Source organism: Collimonas sp. GW821-FHT02H07, assembly GCF_059421505.1.
The window spans coordinates 113,391-133,610 of sequence record NZ_JBWKVC010000001.1 but is presented as its reverse complement, the minus strand read 5'-3'; the positions used below and the strand labels follow the sequence as shown (position 1 = coordinate 133,610).

General features: G+C 60.3%; 17 protein-coding genes. 10 read left to right on the top strand and 7 right to left on the bottom strand.

Translation table 11 applies throughout. The features are described 5' to 3' along the window. Positions 1-168 precede the first annotated feature (168 nt). Positions 169-696 carry a cytochrome b gene (locus AC07V8_RS00595; RefSeq protein ID WP_494677126.1) on the top strand — a complete coding sequence of 176 codons (528 nt, stop codon included), beginning with the start codon at positions 169-171 and terminating at the stop codon, positions 694-696. A gap of 51 nt (positions 697-747) precedes the next feature. Here AC07V8_RS00595 and AC07V8_RS00590 read toward each other — a convergent pair whose 3' ends face one another. Together AC07V8_RS00590 and zwf are read right to left on the bottom strand one after the other, a co-directional pair. After that, complete coding sequence (locus AC07V8_RS00590) at positions 748-2,733, bottom strand: glucokinase (protein WP_494677127.1); 1,986 nt, start codon at positions 2,731-2,733, stop codon at positions 748-750. 112 nt (positions 2,734-2,845) lie between these two features. After that, entirely contained in the window at positions 2,846-4,315 is a 1,470-nt protein-coding gene (gene zwf, locus AC07V8_RS00585) for a glucose-6-phosphate dehydrogenase (RefSeq protein ID WP_494677128.1), read from the bottom strand. Positions 4,316-4,699: 384 nt separating this feature from the next. Between zwf and AC07V8_RS00580 the strand changes: the two genes are divergently transcribed. The 5 genes from AC07V8_RS00580 to tal all read left to right on the top strand — a co-directional run bounded on the left by AC07V8_RS00580 (position 4,700) and on the right by tal (position 10,273). Beyond that, entirely contained in the window at positions 4,700-5,953 is a 1,254-nt protein-coding gene (locus AC07V8_RS00580) for an ABC transporter substrate-binding protein (RefSeq protein ID WP_494677129.1), read from the top strand. A 178-nt stretch (positions 5,954-6,131) separates the two neighbouring features. Beyond that, positions 6,132-7,085, top strand: coding sequence for a carbohydrate ABC transporter permease (locus AC07V8_RS00575; RefSeq protein WP_098493142.1), 954 nt, complete (start codon positions 6,132-6,134; stop codon positions 7,083-7,085). Continuing rightward, entirely contained in the window at positions 7,075-7,968 is an 894-nt protein-coding gene (locus tag AC07V8_RS00570) for a carbohydrate ABC transporter permease (protein ID WP_494677130.1), read from the top strand. Before AC07V8_RS00575 ends, AC07V8_RS00570 begins: the two co-directional genes overlap by 11 nt. 93 nt (positions 7,969-8,061) lie before the next feature. Beyond that, the gene (locus tag AC07V8_RS00565; RefSeq protein ID WP_494677131.1) at positions 8,062-9,207 is read left to right on the top strand and encodes an ABC transporter ATP-binding protein; all 1,146 of its coding nucleotides are present in this window, start codon (positions 8,062-8,064) and stop codon (positions 9,205-9,207) included. Between the two features lie 130 nt (positions 9,208-9,337). Next, entirely contained in the window at positions 9,338-10,273 is a 936-nt protein-coding gene (tal, locus tag AC07V8_RS00560) for a transaldolase (protein ID WP_211470577.1), read from the top strand. An 87-nt stretch (positions 10,274-10,360) separates the two neighbouring features. On the opposite strand, the gene purU is transcribed toward tal, so the two are convergent. Next, positions 10,361-11,230 (bottom strand): formyltetrahydrofolate deformylase, encoded by an 870-nt coding sequence (purU, locus tag AC07V8_RS00555; RefSeq protein WP_211443768.1) that lies wholly within the window; start codon positions 11,228-11,230, stop codon positions 10,361-10,363. On the opposite strand from purU, the gene AC07V8_RS00550 reads away from it, so the two are divergent. Next, a complete protein-coding gene (locus AC07V8_RS00550) occupies positions 11,171-11,434 on the top strand; it encodes a hypothetical protein (RefSeq protein WP_494677240.1) in 264 nt (87 codons plus the stop codon). The two genes, purU and AC07V8_RS00550, sit on opposite strands and share 60 nt — an antisense overlap. Here the strand turns inward: AC07V8_RS00550 and AC07V8_RS00545 are convergent. Next, positions 11,431-11,982: a bactofilin family protein gene (locus tag AC07V8_RS00545; RefSeq protein ID WP_494677132.1), complete on the bottom strand. Its 552-nt coding sequence runs from the start codon at positions 11,980-11,982 to the stop codon at positions 11,431-11,433. The two genes, AC07V8_RS00550 and AC07V8_RS00545, sit on opposite strands and share 4 nt — an antisense overlap. Before the next feature lie 299 nt (positions 11,983-12,281). Here AC07V8_RS00545 and AC07V8_RS00540 point away from each other — a divergent pair, with 299 nt between their 5' ends. From AC07V8_RS00540 to AC07V8_RS00530, 3 genes are all read left to right on the top strand, one after another. Then, positions 12,282-13,379, top strand: coding sequence for a YjgN family protein (locus AC07V8_RS00540; protein ID WP_494677133.1), 1,098 nt, complete (start codon positions 12,282-12,284; stop codon positions 13,377-13,379). Between the two features lie 12 nt (positions 13,380-13,391). Further along, positions 13,392-14,399 carry a M48 family metallopeptidase gene (locus tag AC07V8_RS00535; RefSeq protein WP_494677134.1) on the top strand — a complete coding sequence of 336 codons (1,008 nt, stop codon included), beginning with the start codon at positions 13,392-13,394 and terminating at the stop codon, positions 14,397-14,399. Positions 14,400-14,465: 66 nt separating this feature from the next. Beyond that, entirely contained in the window at positions 14,466-15,260 is a 795-nt protein-coding gene (locus AC07V8_RS00530) for a thymidylate synthase (RefSeq protein ID WP_098493150.1), read from the top strand. A gap of 12 nt (positions 15,261-15,272) precedes the next feature. Here the strand turns inward: AC07V8_RS00530 and AC07V8_RS00525 are convergent, their stop codons facing one another. Genes AC07V8_RS00525 through AC07V8_RS00515 form a run of 3 tightly spaced genes read right to left on the bottom strand, consistent with a single transcriptional unit; the run spans position 15,273 to position 19,966 of the window. Beyond that, positions 15,273-16,742: an efflux transporter outer membrane subunit gene (locus AC07V8_RS00525; protein WP_494677135.1), complete on the bottom strand. Its 1,470-nt coding sequence runs from the start codon at positions 16,740-16,742 to the stop codon at positions 15,273-15,275. Positions 16,743-16,753: 11 nt separating this feature from the next. Continuing rightward, on the bottom strand, positions 16,754-18,025 hold the full coding sequence (locus tag AC07V8_RS00520; RefSeq protein WP_494677136.1) for an efflux RND transporter periplasmic adaptor subunit: 1,272 nt from the start codon (positions 18,023-18,025) through the stop codon (positions 16,754-16,756). Between the two features lie 57 nt (positions 18,026-18,082). After that, entirely contained in the window at positions 18,083-19,966 is a 1,884-nt protein-coding gene (locus AC07V8_RS00515; protein ID WP_494677137.1) for an ABC transporter ATP-binding protein, read from the bottom strand. Positions 19,967-20,220 lie beyond the last annotated feature (254 nt).

The window sequence follows — 20,220 nt, the reverse complement described above, 5'->3', positions numbered from 1 at the left end:
ATTAGTGAAAGACGTCCCTGGGTAACTCCCAGACTTTGCCCATTCGCGTGCGAATGGGCATTTTTTGTGGGCGACAGCTTTGTTGTGGCCGGCAATCGCCAGGCAGCATTGTTATTGCCGACCCCGTGTGCCAGAATCACTGCTCGAATACTCTACAGAATGGCGACCATGCCAACCCCCTCCCCGCAAGAACGCTTCTCACGGCCGGCAATCCTGTTGCACTGGGCTATTTTCCTGCTGGTTGCCCTGGCTTACCTGGCGATTGAAATACGCGGCCCCAAGGGCAGCGACTCGCGCGCATTCTGGACTGCGACCCATTTCTGGGCCGGCTGCAGCGTGTTGGCAATGTCGGTGGTGCGCGTCGCCTGGCGCAGCTATCGATCGCCGCCAGCGCCGCTGACAGCTCCGCCTGTCCTGCAATTCCTGTCCAAGGCTTCACATCTGTCGCTGTATATATTCATTATCGCCCAGCCCATACTCGGCATTCTGACCGTCAACCTCGCCGGCCATCCGGTAAACCTGCCCGGACTGGGTTCGTTTACGGTAGTCGGCCCCGATCATGATCTGGGCAAATCGGTGAAAGACATTCACGAAACGCTGGGAAATGTTTTTTACTGGGTGATCGGCCTGCATGCCCTGGCGGCGCTATGGCATCACTTCGTCAAACGCGACGATACCTTGCGCCGGATAATCTAGGTAGGCATTGCCGGCCTCTTTCAAGAAAGAGAACCGGCGCCGGCTTGCCATTTATTTGATGTGCGAGATAACGTTTGGCGACAAGGTCACTTCCTGGTTGCCGCGCGCCGATTGCGCCGATTTGCCGTCGCCTTCGGCGGCGATCTTGTCGCTGTCCGACTCGCCCAGCGAGGCGATATGAGTCAGAATGCCGCGCTTGGCCTGGCGCTGCAATTCAGCAAACGGACTGGAACGGTTAAGCGAGACGCCGACCGCCAGTACGTCGATCAAGAGCAGCAGCAAGATCCGCGACACCATCGGAATATGCATCATGCTGCTTTCATCATGCTCGACCGCCAGCGTGTAATGGGCACGCTTGGCCAGCTGCGAATTGCTGGGCGCCAGCGCGATGATGGTGGCGCCGGAATGCACCGCCACCTCCACCGCCGGCGCCAGATGACGCAGGCGCCCGGAATTCGAGATCACCACCACCACATCGCTGCTCTTCAGCATGGCGGCGGACACTTCCTGCAGCTGCGGGTCGGTGTAGGCCGAGGACGGGATGCCAAGGCGGAAGAATTTTTGCTGGGCGTCTTCCGCCACCAGGCCGCAGCTGCCGAAACCATAGAATTCGATGCGACTGGCCTGGCTCAGCACTTCGATCACGCGCGACAAGGTATCGGCGTTGAGGTTGTCGCGCACTTCCATCATGGCGGAGATCGTGTTGTCGACCACCTTCACGCCAACGTCGAGCGAAGAATCGCCCACATGCACCTGGCTGTGCGCGACCGGCACCGTGCCGGTGACGCCCGAGGCCAGCTTCAGCTTGAAATCGGCCAGGCCCTGGCAGCCCATGGTGCGGCAGAAACGGATCACGGTCGGCTGGCTGACATCGGCACGGCGGGCGATTTCCGAAATCGGCTCGCTCATCACCGCGCGCGGGTGCGCCAGGATCAGGCTGGCGACCTTCTGCTCTGCCGGTGAAAACTGGTCGCGCGCCTTGCGGATCTTTTCCAGGATAGGCACGGCGTTGCCCCCGCCCAGATGTTCGGAAAGAATCGCCGCGACGCCGACAAACGCCGGATACGGCGCGGTAATCACAAAGGTCGGGATTTTCGCCAGATAGCCGCTGAAACGCCCTTTGTTTTCAAAGCGGGCGCGGAATGGCGAACGCGCGAAGTAATCGCCCAGGCGCGGCACCACGCCGCCGCCGATGTACAAGCCGCCCAAGGTGCCCAGGGTGACGGCGACGTCGGCCGCTACCGTGCCCAGCATGGCGCAAAAGCATTCGACCACTTCCATGCACAGGCCGTCCTGGCCCTGCAAGGCGCGCTCGACGATCTGCGCCGTCTGCAGCGGCTCGGGCTTGACGACGCCTTGCAGCTCGGCCAATGCCTGATAGATCATTTCGATGCCGGGGCCGGACACCAGGCGCTCCGCCGAGACGTGCGAATAAGTACGCCAGCAGTAAGCCAGCACCGCCGCCTCGCGCGCATCGCCGGGGGCGAAGGTGACGTGGCCGCCTTCGCTGCCCAGCGCAATCCAGCGCCCCTCGGTAGGGATCAGGCCGCCGACGCCCAGCCCGGTGCCGGCGCCGACCAGCCCGACCACGCCGCCGCTGAGCGCCCTGCCGCTGCCGATCTGGATGCAATGCGATTGCTCCAGATGCGGCAAGGACATCGACAGCGCGGTGAAGTCGTTGACCACCAGCAGCGTATCCAGGTTCAGGCGGCGGCGCGTATTCTCGATCGAGAATTCCCAATGATGATTGGTCATCTTGATGTCGTCGCCCTGCACCGGATTGGCGATCGCAATCGCAGCGTGGCGCACTTGCGCATGGGCGCCGCTAGCCGCGCTATAAGCCAGATACGCCTCTACCGCCTGCGCGAACTCCGCATAATCGGCGCAGCGCAAAGTCTGTATCGTATCGATCTGGCCTGGCGCGCGCTCCAGTGCAAAACGCGCATTGGTGCCGCCGACGTCTGCCAGCAGACGCGGACCATCCAGATAGCTAGTCGCCGAAATCTCGCTAGCATTCATGATCGTGGATGAAGACATGGTGTAAAACTTTCACTTAAATACTGTTAGTAGGACGAGGCGAAGGCAAGATTTCTGCTCGCTTCTAAATTTGCTTCTCGATTCGTCAAAATCTTCAATCAGGATGCGCTCTTCAACGGTCTTCCGGCCATTGGGCGCCGGCCCGCTCCATCATCGCAAACGATGCAGTCGGCCCCCAGCTGCCAGCCATATAAGGCTTGGGCGCCGCACTGCTGGTCTGCCAGTGGCGCTGCAAAGGCTCCACCCAGCGCCAGGCGGCTTCCTGCTCGTCGCGCCGCACGAACAGCGACAAATTGCCGCGAATCGCATCCACCAGCAAGCGCTCATAGGCTTCTGCCCGGCGCTGCTTGAAAGCCTGGTCGAACGCCAGGTCAAGCGCCACCGGCTGCACCGTCATGCCGTCGCCAGGCTGTTTTGCCAGGCAATGCAGCTGGATCGATTCGTCCGGCTGCAGCCGAATCACCAGGCGATTGCTGCTGGCCCCGGCTTGGCCGCCCGGCATCGGCAGGATGGCGTGCGGGATAGGCCGGAAGGTAATGATGATTTCCGCGGTACGCTGCGCCAGGCGCTTGCCGGTGCGCAAAAAGAACGGCACGCCGGCCCAGCGCCAGTTGTTGATCTCGGCATGCAGGGCGACGAAGGTTTCGGTCCGCGACTGCGGCGCGACGCCCGGCTCCTGCTGGTAACCGGCCACCGACTGCCCTTCCACCGCGCCGGAAACATACTGGCCGCGCACTGCCTTGAGCTCCATGTCTTCCTGCGAGAACGGCTTGAGGGCGCGCAATACCCGCAGCTTCTCGTCGCGCACCGCATCGGCATCCATTGACGTCGGCGGCTCCATCGCCACCATGCACAACAATTGCAGCAGATGGTTTTGCACCATGTCGCGCAGGGCGCCGGTGCCTTCATAAAAATCGCCGCGCCCTTCGACGCCCAGCTGTTCGGCGATCGTCAGCTGCACATGGGCCACCGACTCGCGCCGCCACAAAGGCTCAAACAGCGAATTGGCAAAGCGCAGGGCCAGCAGGTTTTGCACCGCCTCCTTGCCCAGGTAATGATCGATGCGGTAAATCTGTTCTTCGGCGAATACGCGCGCTACCGCATCGTTGATGGCGCGCGAAGACAGCAAATCGTGGCCGAGCGGCTTTTCCAGCACCACCCGGGCTTGCGACAGATCGATCTTGCTGGCAGCCAGATTGGCGCAGATCGGTTCAAACAGCGCCGGCGCGGTAGCCAGATAAAACACCGAAACCGCGTTGCCGGCGGCCAGTTCCTGCGCCAGGGCCTGGTAGCCGGCGCTGTCCAGCAGATCCAGCGGCAGGTAAGTCAGGCGCGCCAGGAAAGCCCGCCATACGGCCTCATCCTGCACGCCGCCGCCCTTGACATAGGGCGCGGCGCTCTTGCTGACCCAGGCCAGATAATCTTCCTGGCTGAAATCCTGCTTGGCGACACAGATGATGCGCCCGTCCTGATGCAACTTTCCTTCCCTGTGAGCAACAAACAACGCAGGAAGAATCTTCCGCATCGACAAATCGCCGGTAGCGCCAAATAAGGTGAATGTAAAAGGAATATTGGGTTGCATCAAAATTTTTGTAATAAATAAAAAACTTATATTGCAATATTAATGTAGCATTACTACAATTACAAGCGGCGAACAGAGTAAAACCCCGATATTTTCAGGTAAACTCAAGATCGCATGTAGTTTTACTAGTTTTTACATGATACACATGGACTGGCATGTTCGCAGAGCCTGGCTTTGCGCAAACGGCTGGTGCTGCGACGGTTTGGCGTTCCGCTGCACATTGGAACGGATTTTCAGGTAGGAGCAACAAAGGCAAGCCAGGCATGACCGCTCCCGGAGAGAGGCAGGCAGGGCGACAATCAGATCAGGCGTGCGGATCAGGCAGCAATGACCAAGCGCTTAATCACATGCATCGCATGCATTTTTTCAACACAGGAGACAAGAATGAAACTGAGTCAAATAATAAAATCGGTATTCGCCACCACTGCATTGCTGTCCAGCGCCGCGGCAGTCCACGCGGCTGAAGTTGAAGTACTCCATTACTGGACATCCGGCGGCGAAGCCAAATCGGTCGCCGAGCTGAAAAAGATCATGGAAGCCAAGGGCGTGACCTGGAAGGACTTCGCAGTCGCTGGCGGCGCCGGTGAAAACGCGACCACTGCGCTGAAAGCCCGCGTCATCGCCGGCAGCCCTCCGACAGCCGCGCAGATCAAGGGACCTTCGATCCAGGAATGGGGCCAGGAAGGCGTGCTGGCCAACATCGATGCCGCGGCCACTGCCGGCAAATGGGACGCGCTGCTGCCTAAGGTTGTCTCCAACACCATGAAGTACCAGGGCCACTACGTGGCAGCGCCGGTCAACGTCCATCGCGTCAACTGGATCTGGATCAATCCTGAAGTCTTGAAAAAGGCTGGCGCCAAAGTGCCGACCACATGGCCTGAATTCTTCGACGCCGCAGACAAGATCCAGAAAGCAGGCTTTATCGCCGTCGCCCAAGGCGGCCAGCCTTGGCAAGACGCGACCATGTTTGAAACCGTCGCGCTGGGCGTAGGCGGCGCCGACTTCTACAACAAGGCGCTGGTCAAGCTCGATCCGGCCACCCTGACCGGCCCGACCATGGTCAAGACCTTCGACACGCTGGGCAAGATCAAGGGCTATATCGACAAGAACGCCGCCGGCCGCGACTGGAACCTGGCGACCGCCATGGTCATCAACGGCAAGGCCGGCATGCAGTTCATGGGCGACTGGGCCAAGGGCGAATTCACTGCCGCCGGCAAACAGCCAGGCAAGGACTTCCTGTGCGTTGCAGCTCCCGGCACCGACAAGTCGTATACCTACAACATCGACTCGATCGCCATGTTCAAGGTCAAGAATCCTGATTCGCAAAAAGCGCAGCTGACTCTGGCCACCGCTATCATGAGCCCGGAATTCCAGGAAGTCTTCAACCTGAACAAGGGTTCGATCCCGGTCCGTCCTGATATCCCGCGCACCAAGTTCGACAGCTGCGCCACCAAGTCGATGGATGACATGGCTGCCTCGAGCAAAGCCGGCACGCTGGAGCCAAGCATGGCGCACGGCATGGCGGTCAACTCTGCCGTACAAGGCGCTATCCTCGACGTGGTTTCGAAGTTCATGAACTCCAACATGACTTCGCAGGCTGCGGTACAGGCGCTGGCAAAAGCAGCAAAGACACAATAAGCCGTTATTTTATTGCTTAGTTTTGTTAGTTGATTAACGTAAATTAGCAACGTAAATAAGCATCGTAAATGAGAACAGGGGCCGGAGCGAGTAAGATCGATCCCGGCCCCCGCCCTGTCCGGCAATGGCTAACGCCGCATTGCCGGACACGGTTTTGATCCTGCTTCAGGAGACTTGCATGTCCGATCACACCCTCCCCTATACAGCTGCCGCTGTCGGGAGTCCAAGCCACACGCCCAAGCAGCAAGGGCGGATTGCGGCAATCGCCGATGCCTGGCTGCCACGCCTGGTATTGTCACCCACCATCATTCTCTCGCTGGTCTTCGTATACGGTTTCATCGCCGTCACCGCCTGGCTGTCGCTGACCAATTCGCGGATGCTGCCGAATTACGAAATTTCCGGCTTCAATCAATATGTCACGCTGTTCGGCCTGGACCGCTGGTGGGTAGCTGCCGCCAACCTGGGCATCTTTGGCGGCCTGTTCATCCTGTTCTGCCTGGCGATCGGCCTGATCATGGCGATCCTGCTGGACCAGAAAATCCGCGCCGAAGGCGCGCTGCGCGCGATCTACCTGTATCCGATGGCGCTGTCGTTCATCGTCACCGGCGCCGCCTGGAAATGGATCTTGAATCCCGGCCTGGGCCTGGAAAAAATGATGCACGACTGGGGCTTCGCCAATTTCCATTTCGACTGGCTGGTGAACTCCGACTTCTCTATCTATACCGTGGTGATCGCCGGCGTCTGGCAATCATCCGGCTTCGTCATGGCGCTGTTCCTGGCCGGCCTGCGCGGCATCGACGACAGCATCATCAAGGCTGCCATGGTGGACGGCGCCAGCTTGCCGACCATCTATCGCCGCATCGTCATCCCGGCGCTGCGTCCGGTGTTCTTCAGCGTGCTGCTGGTGCTGGCGCATATCGCGATCAAGAGCTTTGACTTGGTGATGGCGCTGACTGCGGGCGGCCCGGGCACTTCTTCCGACCTGCCGGCAATTTTCATGTATCAATTTTCTTTCTCACGCGGTCAACTTGGCCTTGGCGCGGCATCGGCAATGATGATGCTGGCTACCGTACTGGCAGTGCTGGTGCCCATGATGTACCTGGAAACCAAAGGAGCGCGCAATGGCCGCTGACAGCACCAGCAACACCATCTATAACGAAGGCAGCAAACTGACCGCCGGCCGCGTGGTGATCTACGCGCTGCTGGTCTTGTGCGCGCTATATTACCTGGCGCCGCTGTACGTGATGCTGAGCACTTCCGTCAAAACGCTGGATGAAATCCGTACCGGCAACCTGCTATCGCTGCCGATGTCGCCCACCGGCGCCGCCTGGAGCAAAGCCTGGAGCAGCGCTTGCACCGGCGTCGACTGCAACGGCCTGCAGCCGTTCTTCTGGAACTCGATCAAGATGGCGGTGCCTGCGGTGCTGATATCGACCCTGGTCGGTTCGCTCAACGGCTATGTGCTGGCGCACTGGCGTTTCCGCGGTTCCGAGATCCTGTTCACGGCGCTGATGGTCGGCTGCTTCATCCCGTTCCAGGTCGTGATCCTGCCGATGGCGCGCCTGCTGGGCACCGTCAATCTGGCCAACACCACGCCGGGACTGGTATTTGTGCATATCGTCTACGGCATCGCCTTCACCACCCTGTTCTTCCGTAACTACTATGTCACGGTGCCGGAAGAACTGGTGAAGGCAGCCCGCATCGACGGCGCCGGCTTCTTCATGACCTACCGCAAGATCATCTTCCCGCTGTCGCTGCCGATTTTCATGGTCTGCTTCATCTGGCAGTTCACGCAGATCTGGAACGACTTCCTGTTCGGCGTGGTGTTCGGCGGCTCAGACGCCAAGCCGGTGACGGTAGCCCTGAACAATCTGGTGAATACGTCCACCGGCGTAACGGAATACAACGTCAACATGGCGGCAGCTATCATCGCCGCCCTGCCGACCCTGGTGGTGTATCTGCTGGCCGGGAAATATTTTGTGCGCGGCCTGACTGCGGGTGCGGTCAAAGGCTAAATCGAAGCGACCGGCCGCCTTGGGCGCGGCCGCGCAATGAATGAAACGCATTGAATCAAACGCAATGAATCAAATTCGAGGAATGAGTTAAAGATGGCAAGCTTATCAATTCGCAATGTGCGCAAGGTCTACCCGAACGGCAATGAAGTCCTGAAGGGCATCGATCTCGAAATCGAAGACGGCCAGTTCCTGATCCTGGTGGGCGGCTCCGGCTGCGGCAAATCCACCCTGCTGAACATGATCGCCGGACTGGAAACAGTCTCCGAAGGCCAGATCATGATCGGCGACCGCTGCGTCAACGACGTGCCGCCCAAGGAACGCGACATCGCCATGGTGTTTCAGTCGTATGCGCTGTATCCGACCATGACAGTGCGCGAGAATATTTCCTTCGGCCTGGGCATCCGCAAGGTCCCAAAAGCCGAACAGAAACAAATCGTCGACCGCGTCGCCAACACCCTGCAGATCACCCATCTGCTGGACCGCAAGCCGGCCCTGCTGTCGGGCGGCCAGCGCCAGCGCGTCGCCATGGGCCGCGCGATTGCGCGCGATCCGTCGCTGTTCCTGTTCGATGAACCGCTGTCCAACCTGGACGCCAAGCTGCGCGTCGAAATGCGCGCTGAAATCAAGCTGATGCACCAGCGCCTGGGCAGCACCATCGTCTACGTGACGCATGACCAGATCGAAGCGATGACCCTGGGCGACCGCATCGCCGTGATGAAAGACGGCGTGGTGCAGCAGTTCGGCAGCCCGCAGGAAATCTACGACAATCCTAGCAACCTGTTCGTGGCCGGCTTCATCGGCTCGCCGTCGATGAACTTCATGCGCGGCAACCTGGTGGCGAATGGCCATGGCCCGGCTTTCGAACTGCTCCACGACGGCCGGACGACCTTGCTGCCGCTGGCGCCGGCGCAGGCGCAAAGACCGGAAATCGGCGCCTGGCTCGGCAAGGAAGTGATCCTCGGCATCCGTCCGGAACATGTCACCGACGCCCAAAGCGCCCGTACCTCGGACGCCGGCGATACCGACAGCAACTATCATCCGACCGAAGTCGGCTGCACAGTGGAGCTGACCGAGCCAACCGGTCCGGACACCCTGGTGTTCACCACTTTCAATGACGCCCGCGTCACCTGCCGTACGCACCCGCGCGCGGCAGCCAAGCCGAAGGATGAAATGCAGCTGGCCTTCGACCTGTCGAAGGCGGTGCTGTTCGACGCCAAGACGGAAGAACGGATCAGCTGAATCGGGCGCAGCTCGCGGCAATAACAAAGTAAGACAGCGCTGCTTCTGCCAACTGTGGCAGAAGCGCATAAAATGCGTAGAATGGCAGAAAGGCATTTCCGATTAACAGTCTCTGCTTTTCTACGCTGCCATGAACCAACTCGAACAACTCAAGCAATTCACCACCATCGTCGCCGATACCGGCGACTTCCAGTCGATCAAGGCGTTTGCGCCGCGCGACGCCACCACCAACCCGTCGCTGATTCTGAAAGCCGTGCAGAAGCCGGAATACCAGCCCCTGCTGGCGCGGGCGGTGAAGGATCACGGCCAGTTGTCGACAAAAGAGATCATCGACCATCTGCTGGTCACCTTCGGCCAGGAAATCCTGAAACTGATTCCGGGCCGGGTTTCCACCGAAACCGATGCGCGCTTGTCGTTCAACACCCAAGGCACGATCGACAAGGGCCATGCCTTGATCAAGCTGTATGAAGCGGCCGGCATAGACCGCGACCGCGTGCTGATCAAGATCGCCTCCACCTGGGAAGGCATCCGGGCGGCGGAAGTGCTGCAAAAGGCCGGCGTCCATTGCAACCTGACTCTGCTGTTTTCGATGCCGCAGGCAATTGCCTGCGCCGAAGCCAAGGTGCAGCTGATCTCGCCTTTCGTCGGCCGCATCTACGACTGGTACAAGAAATCCAGCGGCCACGACTACAGCGGCGCCGACGATCCGGGCGTGCAGTCGGTCAAGCAGATCTACAGCTATTTCCGCAAGTTCGGCTACGCCACCGAAGTCATGGGCGCCAGCTTCCGCAATACTTCGCAAATCATCGAACTGGCCGGCTGCGACCTGCTCACCATCAGCCCCGAACTGCTGCAGGCGCTGGCCGAAAGCGACACGGCGGTCAGCCGCAAGCTCAGCCCGGAAGTCGCACAGCACAGCGACCTGGCGAAAATCGACCTGGATGAAACCATCTTCCGCACCATGCTGAACGACGATGCGATGGCGACCGAAAAACTGGCGGAAGGCATACGCCAGTTCAGCGCCGATGCAGTCAAGCTGGAAAAGATGGTGGATGCCTTGCGCTAATGTCGCGCCGGCCCGGCAGGCAGGCGCCGCGCAATAAAAAATGGCCTCGGTTCACGCCGAGGCCATTTTTTCATTCTCCGCAATGCTTTATTTGAACACGACGGTCTTGTGTCCGTTGAGCAGGATACGGTGCTCGATAAACCACTTGACCGCCCGCGCCAGCACCACGCATTCGACGTCGCGCCCGATGGCGGTCAGGGTCTCCGGCTCCATCGCATGATCGACGCGCGCCACGTCCTGCTCGATGATGGGTCCTTCGTCCAGGTCGCCGGTGACGAAATGGGCGGTGGCGCCGATCAGCTTCACGCCACGGTCATGCGCCTGGTAGTAAGGCTTGGCGCCCTTGAAGCTAGGCAGGAAGGAATGGTGGATGTTGATGGCGCGTCCGGTCAGCGCGGTGCACATGGCCGGCGACAGGATCTGCATGTAGCGCGCCAGCACCACCAGGTCGATATTGTTCGCCTCGACGATTTCCATCACGCGCGCTTCCTGCGCCTGCTTGGCTTCGGCCGAGGCGCCTGTCGCCAATGGCAGATGATGGAAAGGGATGTTGTAGCTGGCTGCCAGCTGATAGAAATCGGTGTGATTGGAGACGATGGCGCTGATTTCCACCGGCAGCAGGCCGCTCTTGTAGCGGAACAGCAAGTCGTTCAGGCAATGGCCGATCTTCGACACCATCAGCATCATGCGCGGCTTCTTGCGGGCATCGTGCAATTGCCAGTTCATCTGCATGCTGCCGGCCAGCGCGGAAAATTCCGCGCGCAGGCTGTCGTCGGCAATCGCCGCATCTTCCGACGAAAAATGCACGCGCATGAAAAACAATTTGGACTGAGCGTCTCCGAACTGGGCTGAATCGATGATATTGCAACCGTGATCGGCCAGAAAGCCTGAGACGCGATGGACGATTCCGCGCTGATCGAGGCAGGACAAGGTAAGGATATATTCTGGATGGCTCATGAGTTTGGCGGGTACGGGCAATTGAAAATGGCGCTTGGCAGAATGCCAAAAGCGCTATTGTCGCATGCCTGCATGCACATGACAAAAACCAGAATGGATCGCCGCCACTCTGGTTGTTTTGCACAAATAACGCCCTCCGGCCGGGATTCCCGGCCGGAAAAGCTGAAACTGCTGCGCGCCGGCGTGGCCGGCGGCAGGCTTTAGACTAAAGCAGTTGCTGCAGCGCTGGTAGTTGCGCTGCTGGCAGGACTAGCGGCGGCAGGCTTGGTGGAAGTGCCGACCTGGACTTCGCCAGTCAGCTGGCCGCCTTCTTCGATGACAACCTTGCCATAGCGGATTTTGCCGGAAACCTTGCCGGTTGAATAAATCACCAGCTTTTCACGGACAGTCAGGTCGCCGTCGAACTCGCCATAGATTTCAGCCAGGTCGATTTCAGCGGAACCCTTGAACGCGCCTTTTTCGGCGATGTGGATCACGCGCGAATTCATGGTCGCTTCCACCCGGCCTTCGACCACGAGCGTGTCGCAATCGGTGATCTCAACGCCTTTGAGCTTGATGTTCGGGCCGACAATCAGTTTGCTGCCGACTTCGTTGGTGCTGGACGACGAGTGGTTGACTGGAGTGCTCACAGGGTTGCTAGCCTTTGGAATATTGGAAGAACTGCCGGAAGTGAGATTGCTGCTGGCGCTGAACGGTGAATTTGGGGTCGGGGTTTCTCGCTTGCCGCCGAAAAACGTATCTGATTTAAGCATGTGATCTCCTGAATGGTGTTGCTTGCACTAGTGCGGCCAGCACGCTGGTGCGAATGAATATGAAAATGACCAGATAAAATTGGCCAGATAAAAACGACCGGATACTGCATGACCGTGTGAGACAAAGGTCTCCAGCTTTCGAGGACCGCCTTCCGGAAAAGTTCATGGAGAAAACCACTAATTTGTAACCGTGGGCAACTCCCGGCACCAACAGCAATGATTGCCGCACAGACTTTGATTGTCATTCTTTATAGCTTGCCGGATAATCAATCAAACCAATAAAACAAAGGGAATCAGGGATGAACACCGTCACTTCCGGCACGCCGCCTTCCGGCTTTGCAACAAACTCTCCCCCGCCACACCAGCCTGCGCCCGAAGCATTCGTCTTTTCCGGCCGCGGCAGTGAATATTTCCGCATATGGATAGTTAATCTTCTACTATCCATCGTCACTCTCGGCATCTACTCGGCCTGGGCCAAGGTGCGCCGCACCCGCTATTTCTATGACAACACCCGGGTCGCCGGCAGCAGCTTCGAATACCACGGCAACCCGATCGCGATCCTGAAAGGGCGCATCATCGCGCTGGTGCTGATCGGCGGCTACCAGGTCGCCTTCAGGCTGAGTCCGAAACTTGGACTGCTGGCGCTGGTGCTGATGTTGTCGGTCATGCCATGGCTGATCTGGAGAAGCTATCAATTCAAGCTCTATAACTCCAGCTACCGCGGCATCCGCTTCGGCTTCCAGGGCAGCGCCGGCAAGTCCTACTTCATTTACCTGGTGTTGCCGCTGATATCAGCCTTCTCTCTCGGCCTGCTCTCGCCTTTCGCCTATCAACGCAATAAAAAATACCTGCACACGGAAAGCAAGTTCGGCGCGACGCATTTTTCCTTTGACGCCAGTGTAGGCTCTTTTTATCAAATTTTTCTCATTTGTTTCGCCATCGCCGTGCTTGGCTATATCGGCATCGGCATACTCTTCAGCGGCAGCCTCATGGCCGTCGCCAGCGCCAGCAAGCATGCTGCGCCGGCAGCCTACGCGGGCCCGATCTTCAGCATGATATTTTCCATGTATGCGTGGACCTTCCTGATTGTTCCGCTGGCCCTGACCATGTTCCAGAACCTGATCTGGAACCACACCAGGCTGGCGGACCATCAATTCCAAAGCAAGCTGAAATGGACCAAGGTGGCTTTCATCATGATCACCAACCTGATCGCCATCGTCTGCACGCTGGGCCTGTTCACGCCGTTCGCGCAGATCCGCTCGCTCAAATACCGGCTTGAATCGGTCAGCTTGCTGGCGGCAGGCTCACTCGATCATTTCCTGGCCGATGCAGAACCGCAGGGCTCCGCCGCCGGCGAAGGCATGTCCGATCTGCTCGATTTCGACTTGTCGCTGTAAAGCCGCGCTCAGATGCAGAATACGCAAGCGCGGGCAGTGCGGGCTTTCTATTTCGATGGCAAGACCTCGCACCGCTATACGGTCGAACTGACGGTCGCGGCAGGCATCGCCAGCATTTCCGGCGAAGCCCAGAGGCAAGCGCCGCTTGAGGAGCTGCGGGTGTCGGAAAGAGTTTCCAGCGCCACCCGCAAGGTGACCTTTGCCGACGGCGCCTATCTTGAAATCATCGATCTCGACGCCTTTGCAGAACTGCTGGCGAGCACCGGCCACGCCGACTCGCTGGTGGTCCGCATGCAGCAAAGCTGGCGCACCGTCTGGCAAGCGGCCGGCGCGCTGATCCTGATCCTGGTGCTGGGTTATTTATATCTGTTGCCGGCAGCATCAGGCTGGATCGCCAATGCCTTGCCCGAATCGGTCGAAAGAAAAATCGGCGGCAGCACCCTGGATTTTCTGGACGAACGCGTATTCAGCGCGTCCACCCTGCCGCCATCGCAGCAAGCCTCCATCGACAGCCGCTTCCGCGCGCTTGAGCCGCCGCGCCAGGGCGCGCCGCGATTTCAGATCATTTTCCGCAAAAGCAAGATCGGCCCGAATGCCTTCGCCCTGCCGTCCGGCGACATCGTGGTCACCGACGAGCTGGTCAGGCTGCTGGACGACGACGATGCCTTGATGGGCGTGCTGGCGCATGAACTCGGCCACCTGCATCAGCGCCACCTGATGCGGCGGCTGATCCAGGTGTCCGCAGTCGGCGCCACCGCGACGCTGCTGTTCGGCGATGTCTCGGCCCTGGTGGCAAGCATTCCGCCGTTGCTGCTCGATCTCAAGTACTCGCGCGATATCGAGCTGGAAGCGGACGATTATGCGATTGCCATGTTCAAGGCAAACGGCATCAGCCTCACCAGGCTGGCGCTCACCTTTGAAAAGCTCGACAGCCTGCCCGCCGCTTTCTCGCCCTACCTGTCGACCCACCCGCCCAGCCAGGAACGGATTGCCCGGATCCTGAAGGCGCAGGCGGAATAAGCCTCAGGCGGCAGCCATGCCGGATGCGTTACAATCTTGGAATTAGATTCAGCAATCAAGATAAAAATGCGCCAATACCTCGATCTCATGCGCCATGTGCAACAACATGGCACCGTCAAAACCGACCGCACCGGCACCGGCACCCGCTCGGTGTTCGGCTACCAGATGCGCTTCAACCTGCAAGACGGCTTCCCCTTGCTGACCACCAAGAAGCTGCATCTGCGCTCGATCATCCATGAGCTGATCTGGTTTCTCAACGGCTCGACCAATATCCAGTACCTAAAAGACAACGACGTCAAGATCTGGGACGAATGGGCTGACAGCGAAGGCAACCTGGGGCCGATCTATGGTTATCAATGGCGCTCCTGGCCGACCCCGTCCGGCGGCCATATCGACCAGATCACGCAGCTGGTCGAGCAGATCAAGAACAATCCGGATTCGCGCCGGCTGATCGTCTCCGCCTGGAACGTCGCCGACATCCCGCAGATGAAGCTGCCGCCCTGCCACGCCTTCTTCCAGTTCTATGTGGCCGAGGGCAAGCTGTCCTGCCAGCTGTACCAGCGCAGCGCCGACATTTTCCTCGGCGTGCCTTTCAACATCGCATCCTATGCCCTGCTGACGCACATGATGGCGCAGCAGTGCGGGCTTGAGGTGGGAGATTTCATCTGGACCGGCGGCGATTGCCATCTGTATTCCAACCATGCGGAGCAGGTCGAACTGCAATTGTCGCGCACACCGGGACCGCTGCCTAAGCTGACCATCACGCGCAAGCCAGCGTCGATTTTCGATTATCGTTTCGAAGATTTTGAAATCAGCGGCTATCATCCGCAGGCGCATATCAAGGCGCCGGTGGCGGTCTAGGGGCGACAGCTCTTATTTATCCGGCGACGGCTTGCCAGACGTCGCCGCCTGCCGCTCCAGCGGCTGGCTGGCGTGCACATCCTGCCAGCCGCCGCCCAATGCCTTGTACAGCGACACCGTCGCCTTCAAGCGCTTCAGCTTGATCTGCCCCAGCTCGTTCTGCACTTCCGACAACGACCGCTGGGTATCCAGCACCGTCATCAAATCCTCCGCACCGACCCGGTAGCGGATTTCCGACAGTTCGAAGGCGAAGCGCGCCTGTTCCATTTCCGTGATTTTTAATTTGCGTTGTTCGTCCAGGCTGCGGATCTGGCCGAGCGCGGTATCGACTTCCGACAGCGCCGCGATCACGGTCGAACGATAGATTTGCACCAGCTCCTGCTTCTGGGCGACGGCGAGATCGCGCTGGCTGTTGAGGCGGCCGGCGTCGAAGATCGGCGCCACCAGCCCCGCACCCAGGTTGGCCAGCATGTTGGGGCCGTTGAACAGCGACAGCAAGGCATTGCTCTGGCCGCCGGCCGAACCGGTCAGACGGATGCTGGGGAACAGCGCCGCACGCGCCACCGCGACATTGGCGTTGGCAGCGGCCAGTTCGGCTTCCGCATGACGGATATCCGGCCGGCGCGACAGCAGTTCCGACGGCAAGCCGGGCGTCACCTGCGGCAGCAGGATCTTCGCCAGCCCGGGCTCATTGACGGTAAAAGTTTGCGGCGGCCGTCCCAGCAGGATCGCCAGCGCGGTCTGCGCCTCGCGTTCTTGCTGTTTCAGATCGGGAATCACCGCCTGCTGCCCTGCCACCGCCGAGCGCTGGCGCGCCAGGTCCAGCGGCGAGGCCGAGCCGGCGCGGCTCTGCGCCGACACCAGTTTCAGCACGCGCTCGGCGTTGTCGACGTTCTGCTGGGCGATCTCGATGCGGTCGCGCAGCGACAAGACTTGCAGATAGGTCGAGACGATGCCGCTGGTGACGGTCAGCGCCACCGTTTCACGGTCATAGCGATTGGCTTGCAAAGTGGCTTCAGCCGCCACCAGCCCGGCCCGGTTCTTGCCCCAGAAATCGACCTCGTAGCCGATCTCGACCAGGCCGCTGGTCGAGGTGACGGCGCTGCCGCTGGAAGCGAGCGGCAAGGCACGGTTGATGCTGGTGGAAAAATCCGCATTCGGCAGCAGCGGCGCACCGGCGATCCGGGCTTGCGCTTCCGCTTGGCGCACGCGCGATACCGCGGCGGCGATCTCCAGGTTGCTGGCCTGCCCCTGCGCCACCAGCTGGCTCAGCTCGTCGCTGCCGAAACGCTGCCACCAGCCGGTATCCGGCCAGTCCTGTTCGCCGTTGTTGGCCGACAGGTCCCAGCTCTGCGGAATCTCGACGCTGGGCGTGGCCTCCCGCATCTCGATCTGGCTGGCGCAGGCGGATAGCAAGAGCAGCAGCACGCTGCTTGCGCAAGCCGTGGCGATGTTGCGGGGACGCTGAAAAAAATGAGGCATGCTGGTGGCCATCAATGCACCTTGACGGCGGGTACGGAGGAAGACGAAGCCGCGGAAGCGCTGGCGGATGCCGCGGCATTTTTAGCAGCCGGCGCCGGAGCGGATTCCACCACAACCAGCTCGCCGGCCTGCAATCCAGACAAGACTTGCGCCATCTGCTGGTTGCGGATGCCGATCCTGATCGCGCGCGAGCTGACTTGCTGAACTTGCTGATTAGGGCCGGCTACCTTCACCCGATAGCTGCCGTCGGCTTCCGGCTTGCCCAGCAGCGCCACCGGCAGCAGCACGGCATCGTGCGCCTGCGCCAGCACAAAGCGCACTTGCGTGCTCATGCCGCTCATCAGTTCTTCTTGCGGATTATCGACTTCGAACAAGACGTTATAGAAAGTCTGCTTGCCCTGCTCGCCCGAACCGTCGGCCGGCACCGGAACCACTTGCCGCAGCTTGCCGCTCCAGCGCTTGCCGGGATAACCGGGCGTGGTGAAATAGGCGGTCATGCCTTTGCGCAGTAGCGGCACATCGATTTCCGCCACCCGCGCCTGCACCGTCAGGCGGCTGAGGTCGGCGATCCGCACCAGCGGCGCAGCCGGCTGGCCGGCGCTGACCATCTGCCCGGTACGCGCCCCCACCGACACCACCGTGCCGCTGATCGGCGCCAGCACCTGGGTATGGCTGCGCGTGACATCATCGTCCTTGACGGTCGCCTCGATCTGGCGGATCTGGGCATTGATGGCCTCGACCTTGGCGGCGGCGGAATACATGGTCATGCGGCTCGATTCATAGGATTCCTCGCGCGTCGCGTTTTCCGCTTTCAGCTGCGTCTGCCGCTTGTATTGCAATTCGGCGAAGTCCTGCTGCGCGCGCTGGTCCGCCAGCTCCGCCTGCAGCCTTGCCAGCTGGGCGCGATTGCTTTCGACCCGCGCCGACGGCAAGGTCGGCGTGATTTCGACCACCATCTTGCCCGCCTTGACGTCATCGCCCACCATCACCAGCACATCCTTGATCTGGCCCGATACCTGCGCCATCACATCGCTATATTTATGCAACTGCAGCTTGCCGTTGGCAAACACCGCCTGCTCGATATCGCCGCGCCGCACCGCTTCCGTCTGCAGGCGCACCGGCGCCGGCTTGGGCGGCGGAGGCGGCCGCTGCAAAAGTCCTTTCCACAACAGGAAACCGGCGCCGATGGCAATCAGCGCGGCCAGGATAGCGATCAGCCAGCGGCGACTGGAATGGCCGAAAGAATTTAGCGCAGCGGACTTGTCGGTCGGTTCAGCAGTCATTGATGCAAACTCAGGGTTAATCAGTTTCAGTCCAGAGGAAATACAGACAGCAGCGGCTTAAGCCGGTTCTGTCTGCGCTCCGCCCACGATTGCAGCCGGCGCGCTTTCTTCATCCACTTCCTCGCCCAGGAAACCGCCGCTCTGGTGCGCCCACAGGCGCGCATACAAGCCGCCCTGTTCCAGCAGGCTGCGGTGATCGCCCTGCTCGACGATGCGGCCCTTGTCGAGCACGATCAAACGGTCCATCGCGGCAATGGTTGACAGACGATGGGCGATCGCCACCACGGTCTTGCCTTCCATCAGGCGATACAGGCTGGCCTGGATTGCCGCCTCAACTTCCGAATCGAGCGCGCTGGTGGCTTCGTCCAGCAGCAGGATAGGCGCATCTTTCAGCATCACGCGGGCGATCGCGATGCGCTGGCGCTGGCCGCCGGAAAGCTTGACGCCGCGTTCGCCGACGTGGGCGTCGTAGCCGGTGCGGCCCTTGGGATCGGTCAGGGTCAGAATGAACTCGTGCGCCTCGGCCCGCTTCGCCGCCGCCAGCATGTCGGCATCGGTGGCGTCCGGACGGCCGTACAGCAGATTGTCGCGTACCGAACGGTGCAGCAAGGAAGTATCCTGCGTCACCATGCCGACCTGCGCGCGCAGGCTGTCCTGGGTCACATGCGAAATGTCCTGGCCGTCGATCAGGATGCGGCCCTGCTCGACATCGTAGAAACGCAGCAGCAGGTTGACGATGGTCGATTTGCCGGCGCCGGAACGGCCCACCAGGCCGATCTTTTCACCGGGACGGATGTGCAGCGACAACTGGTCGATCACCGGCCGCTGGCCGCCGTAGGCAAAGCCGACCTGCTCGAAATCGAGCTTGCCCAGGCTGACCTGCAACGGTTTGGCGCCGGCCTGGTCCAGCACGGCGTGCGGCCGCGACAAGGTATTGATGCCGTCCTGCACCGTGCCGACCTGCTCGAACAAGGAAGCGAATTCCCACATCACCCAATGCGAGATGCCGTTCAGGCGCAAGGCCATCGCCGTCGCCGCGGCAACCGCGCCGATGCCGACCTGGCCCTGGGTCCACAGCCACAGCGCGGCGCCGGCCGTGCTCAGGATCAGCAGCATGCTCAGGGTGTGGTTGACGATTTCAAAACTGGTCACCAGGCGCATCTGGCCGTGCACGGTCTGCAGGAATTCCTGCATCGCCGAGCGCGCATAGCCGGCTTCGCGGCCAGCGTGCGAGAACAGCTTGACCGTCGCGATATTGGTGTAGGCATCGGTGATGCGGCCGGTCATCAGCGAGCGTGCATCGGCCTGGGTCTTGGCGACCTTGCTCAGGCGCGGCACGAAATAGCGCAGCGCCAGCGTATACAAGGCGAGCCAGCTCAGGAACGGCACCAGCATCCAGCCGCTGAAGCTGCCCACCACCGCCACCATGGTGAAGAAGTAGATCACCACGAACACCAGGATGTCGCACAGGATCATGCAGACGTCGCGCACCGCCAGCGAAGTCTGCATCACCTTGGTGGCGACCCGGCCAGCGAATTCATCTTGATAAAAATGCATGCTTTGATTCAGCATCAGGCGATGGAATTTCCAGCGCAGCAGCATCGGGAAATTGCCTGCCAGCGCCTGCTGCTTGAACATGCTTTGCAAGGCGACCACGATGGGACTGGCCAGCAAGATAGCCGCCAGCAACAGCAGGTTGCTGCTTTCGTGGGTCCACAGGGTGGACGGTTCGGCGTGGCCGAGCCAGTCGACGATACGCCCCATCATGGCAAACAGTAAAGCCTCGAAAGCGCCGGTGACGGCGGTCAGCAAGGTCATGGCGATGATGTATGGACGCAAGCCCTTGGTGCAGGCCCAGACAAACGCAAAAAATCCGCGCGGCGGCGGCGTCATGACCGTATCCGGATAAGGATGCAACAGTCTTTCAAACCAACCAAACATGGAACGCTCCAAAAAAATGGGCAAAGCAAAAATGGCCCAAGCCAGACAGTATATTGTAAATTTTGCAGGCGCTTCTGCCTGGCAACGGAAGAAACAACACGGGCCGGATCGGGCTAGTGTAAACCGACGATGCCGGCCAGGAATGACCGGCAATTGCGCTGCCGTGGGATGCAAGGTGACGGGCCGGGAACTCCTCTTCAGGGAGGCGGATCCACCTGCCGCGAACACGCGGGGCTAGTGTCGTGTCCTGGGCT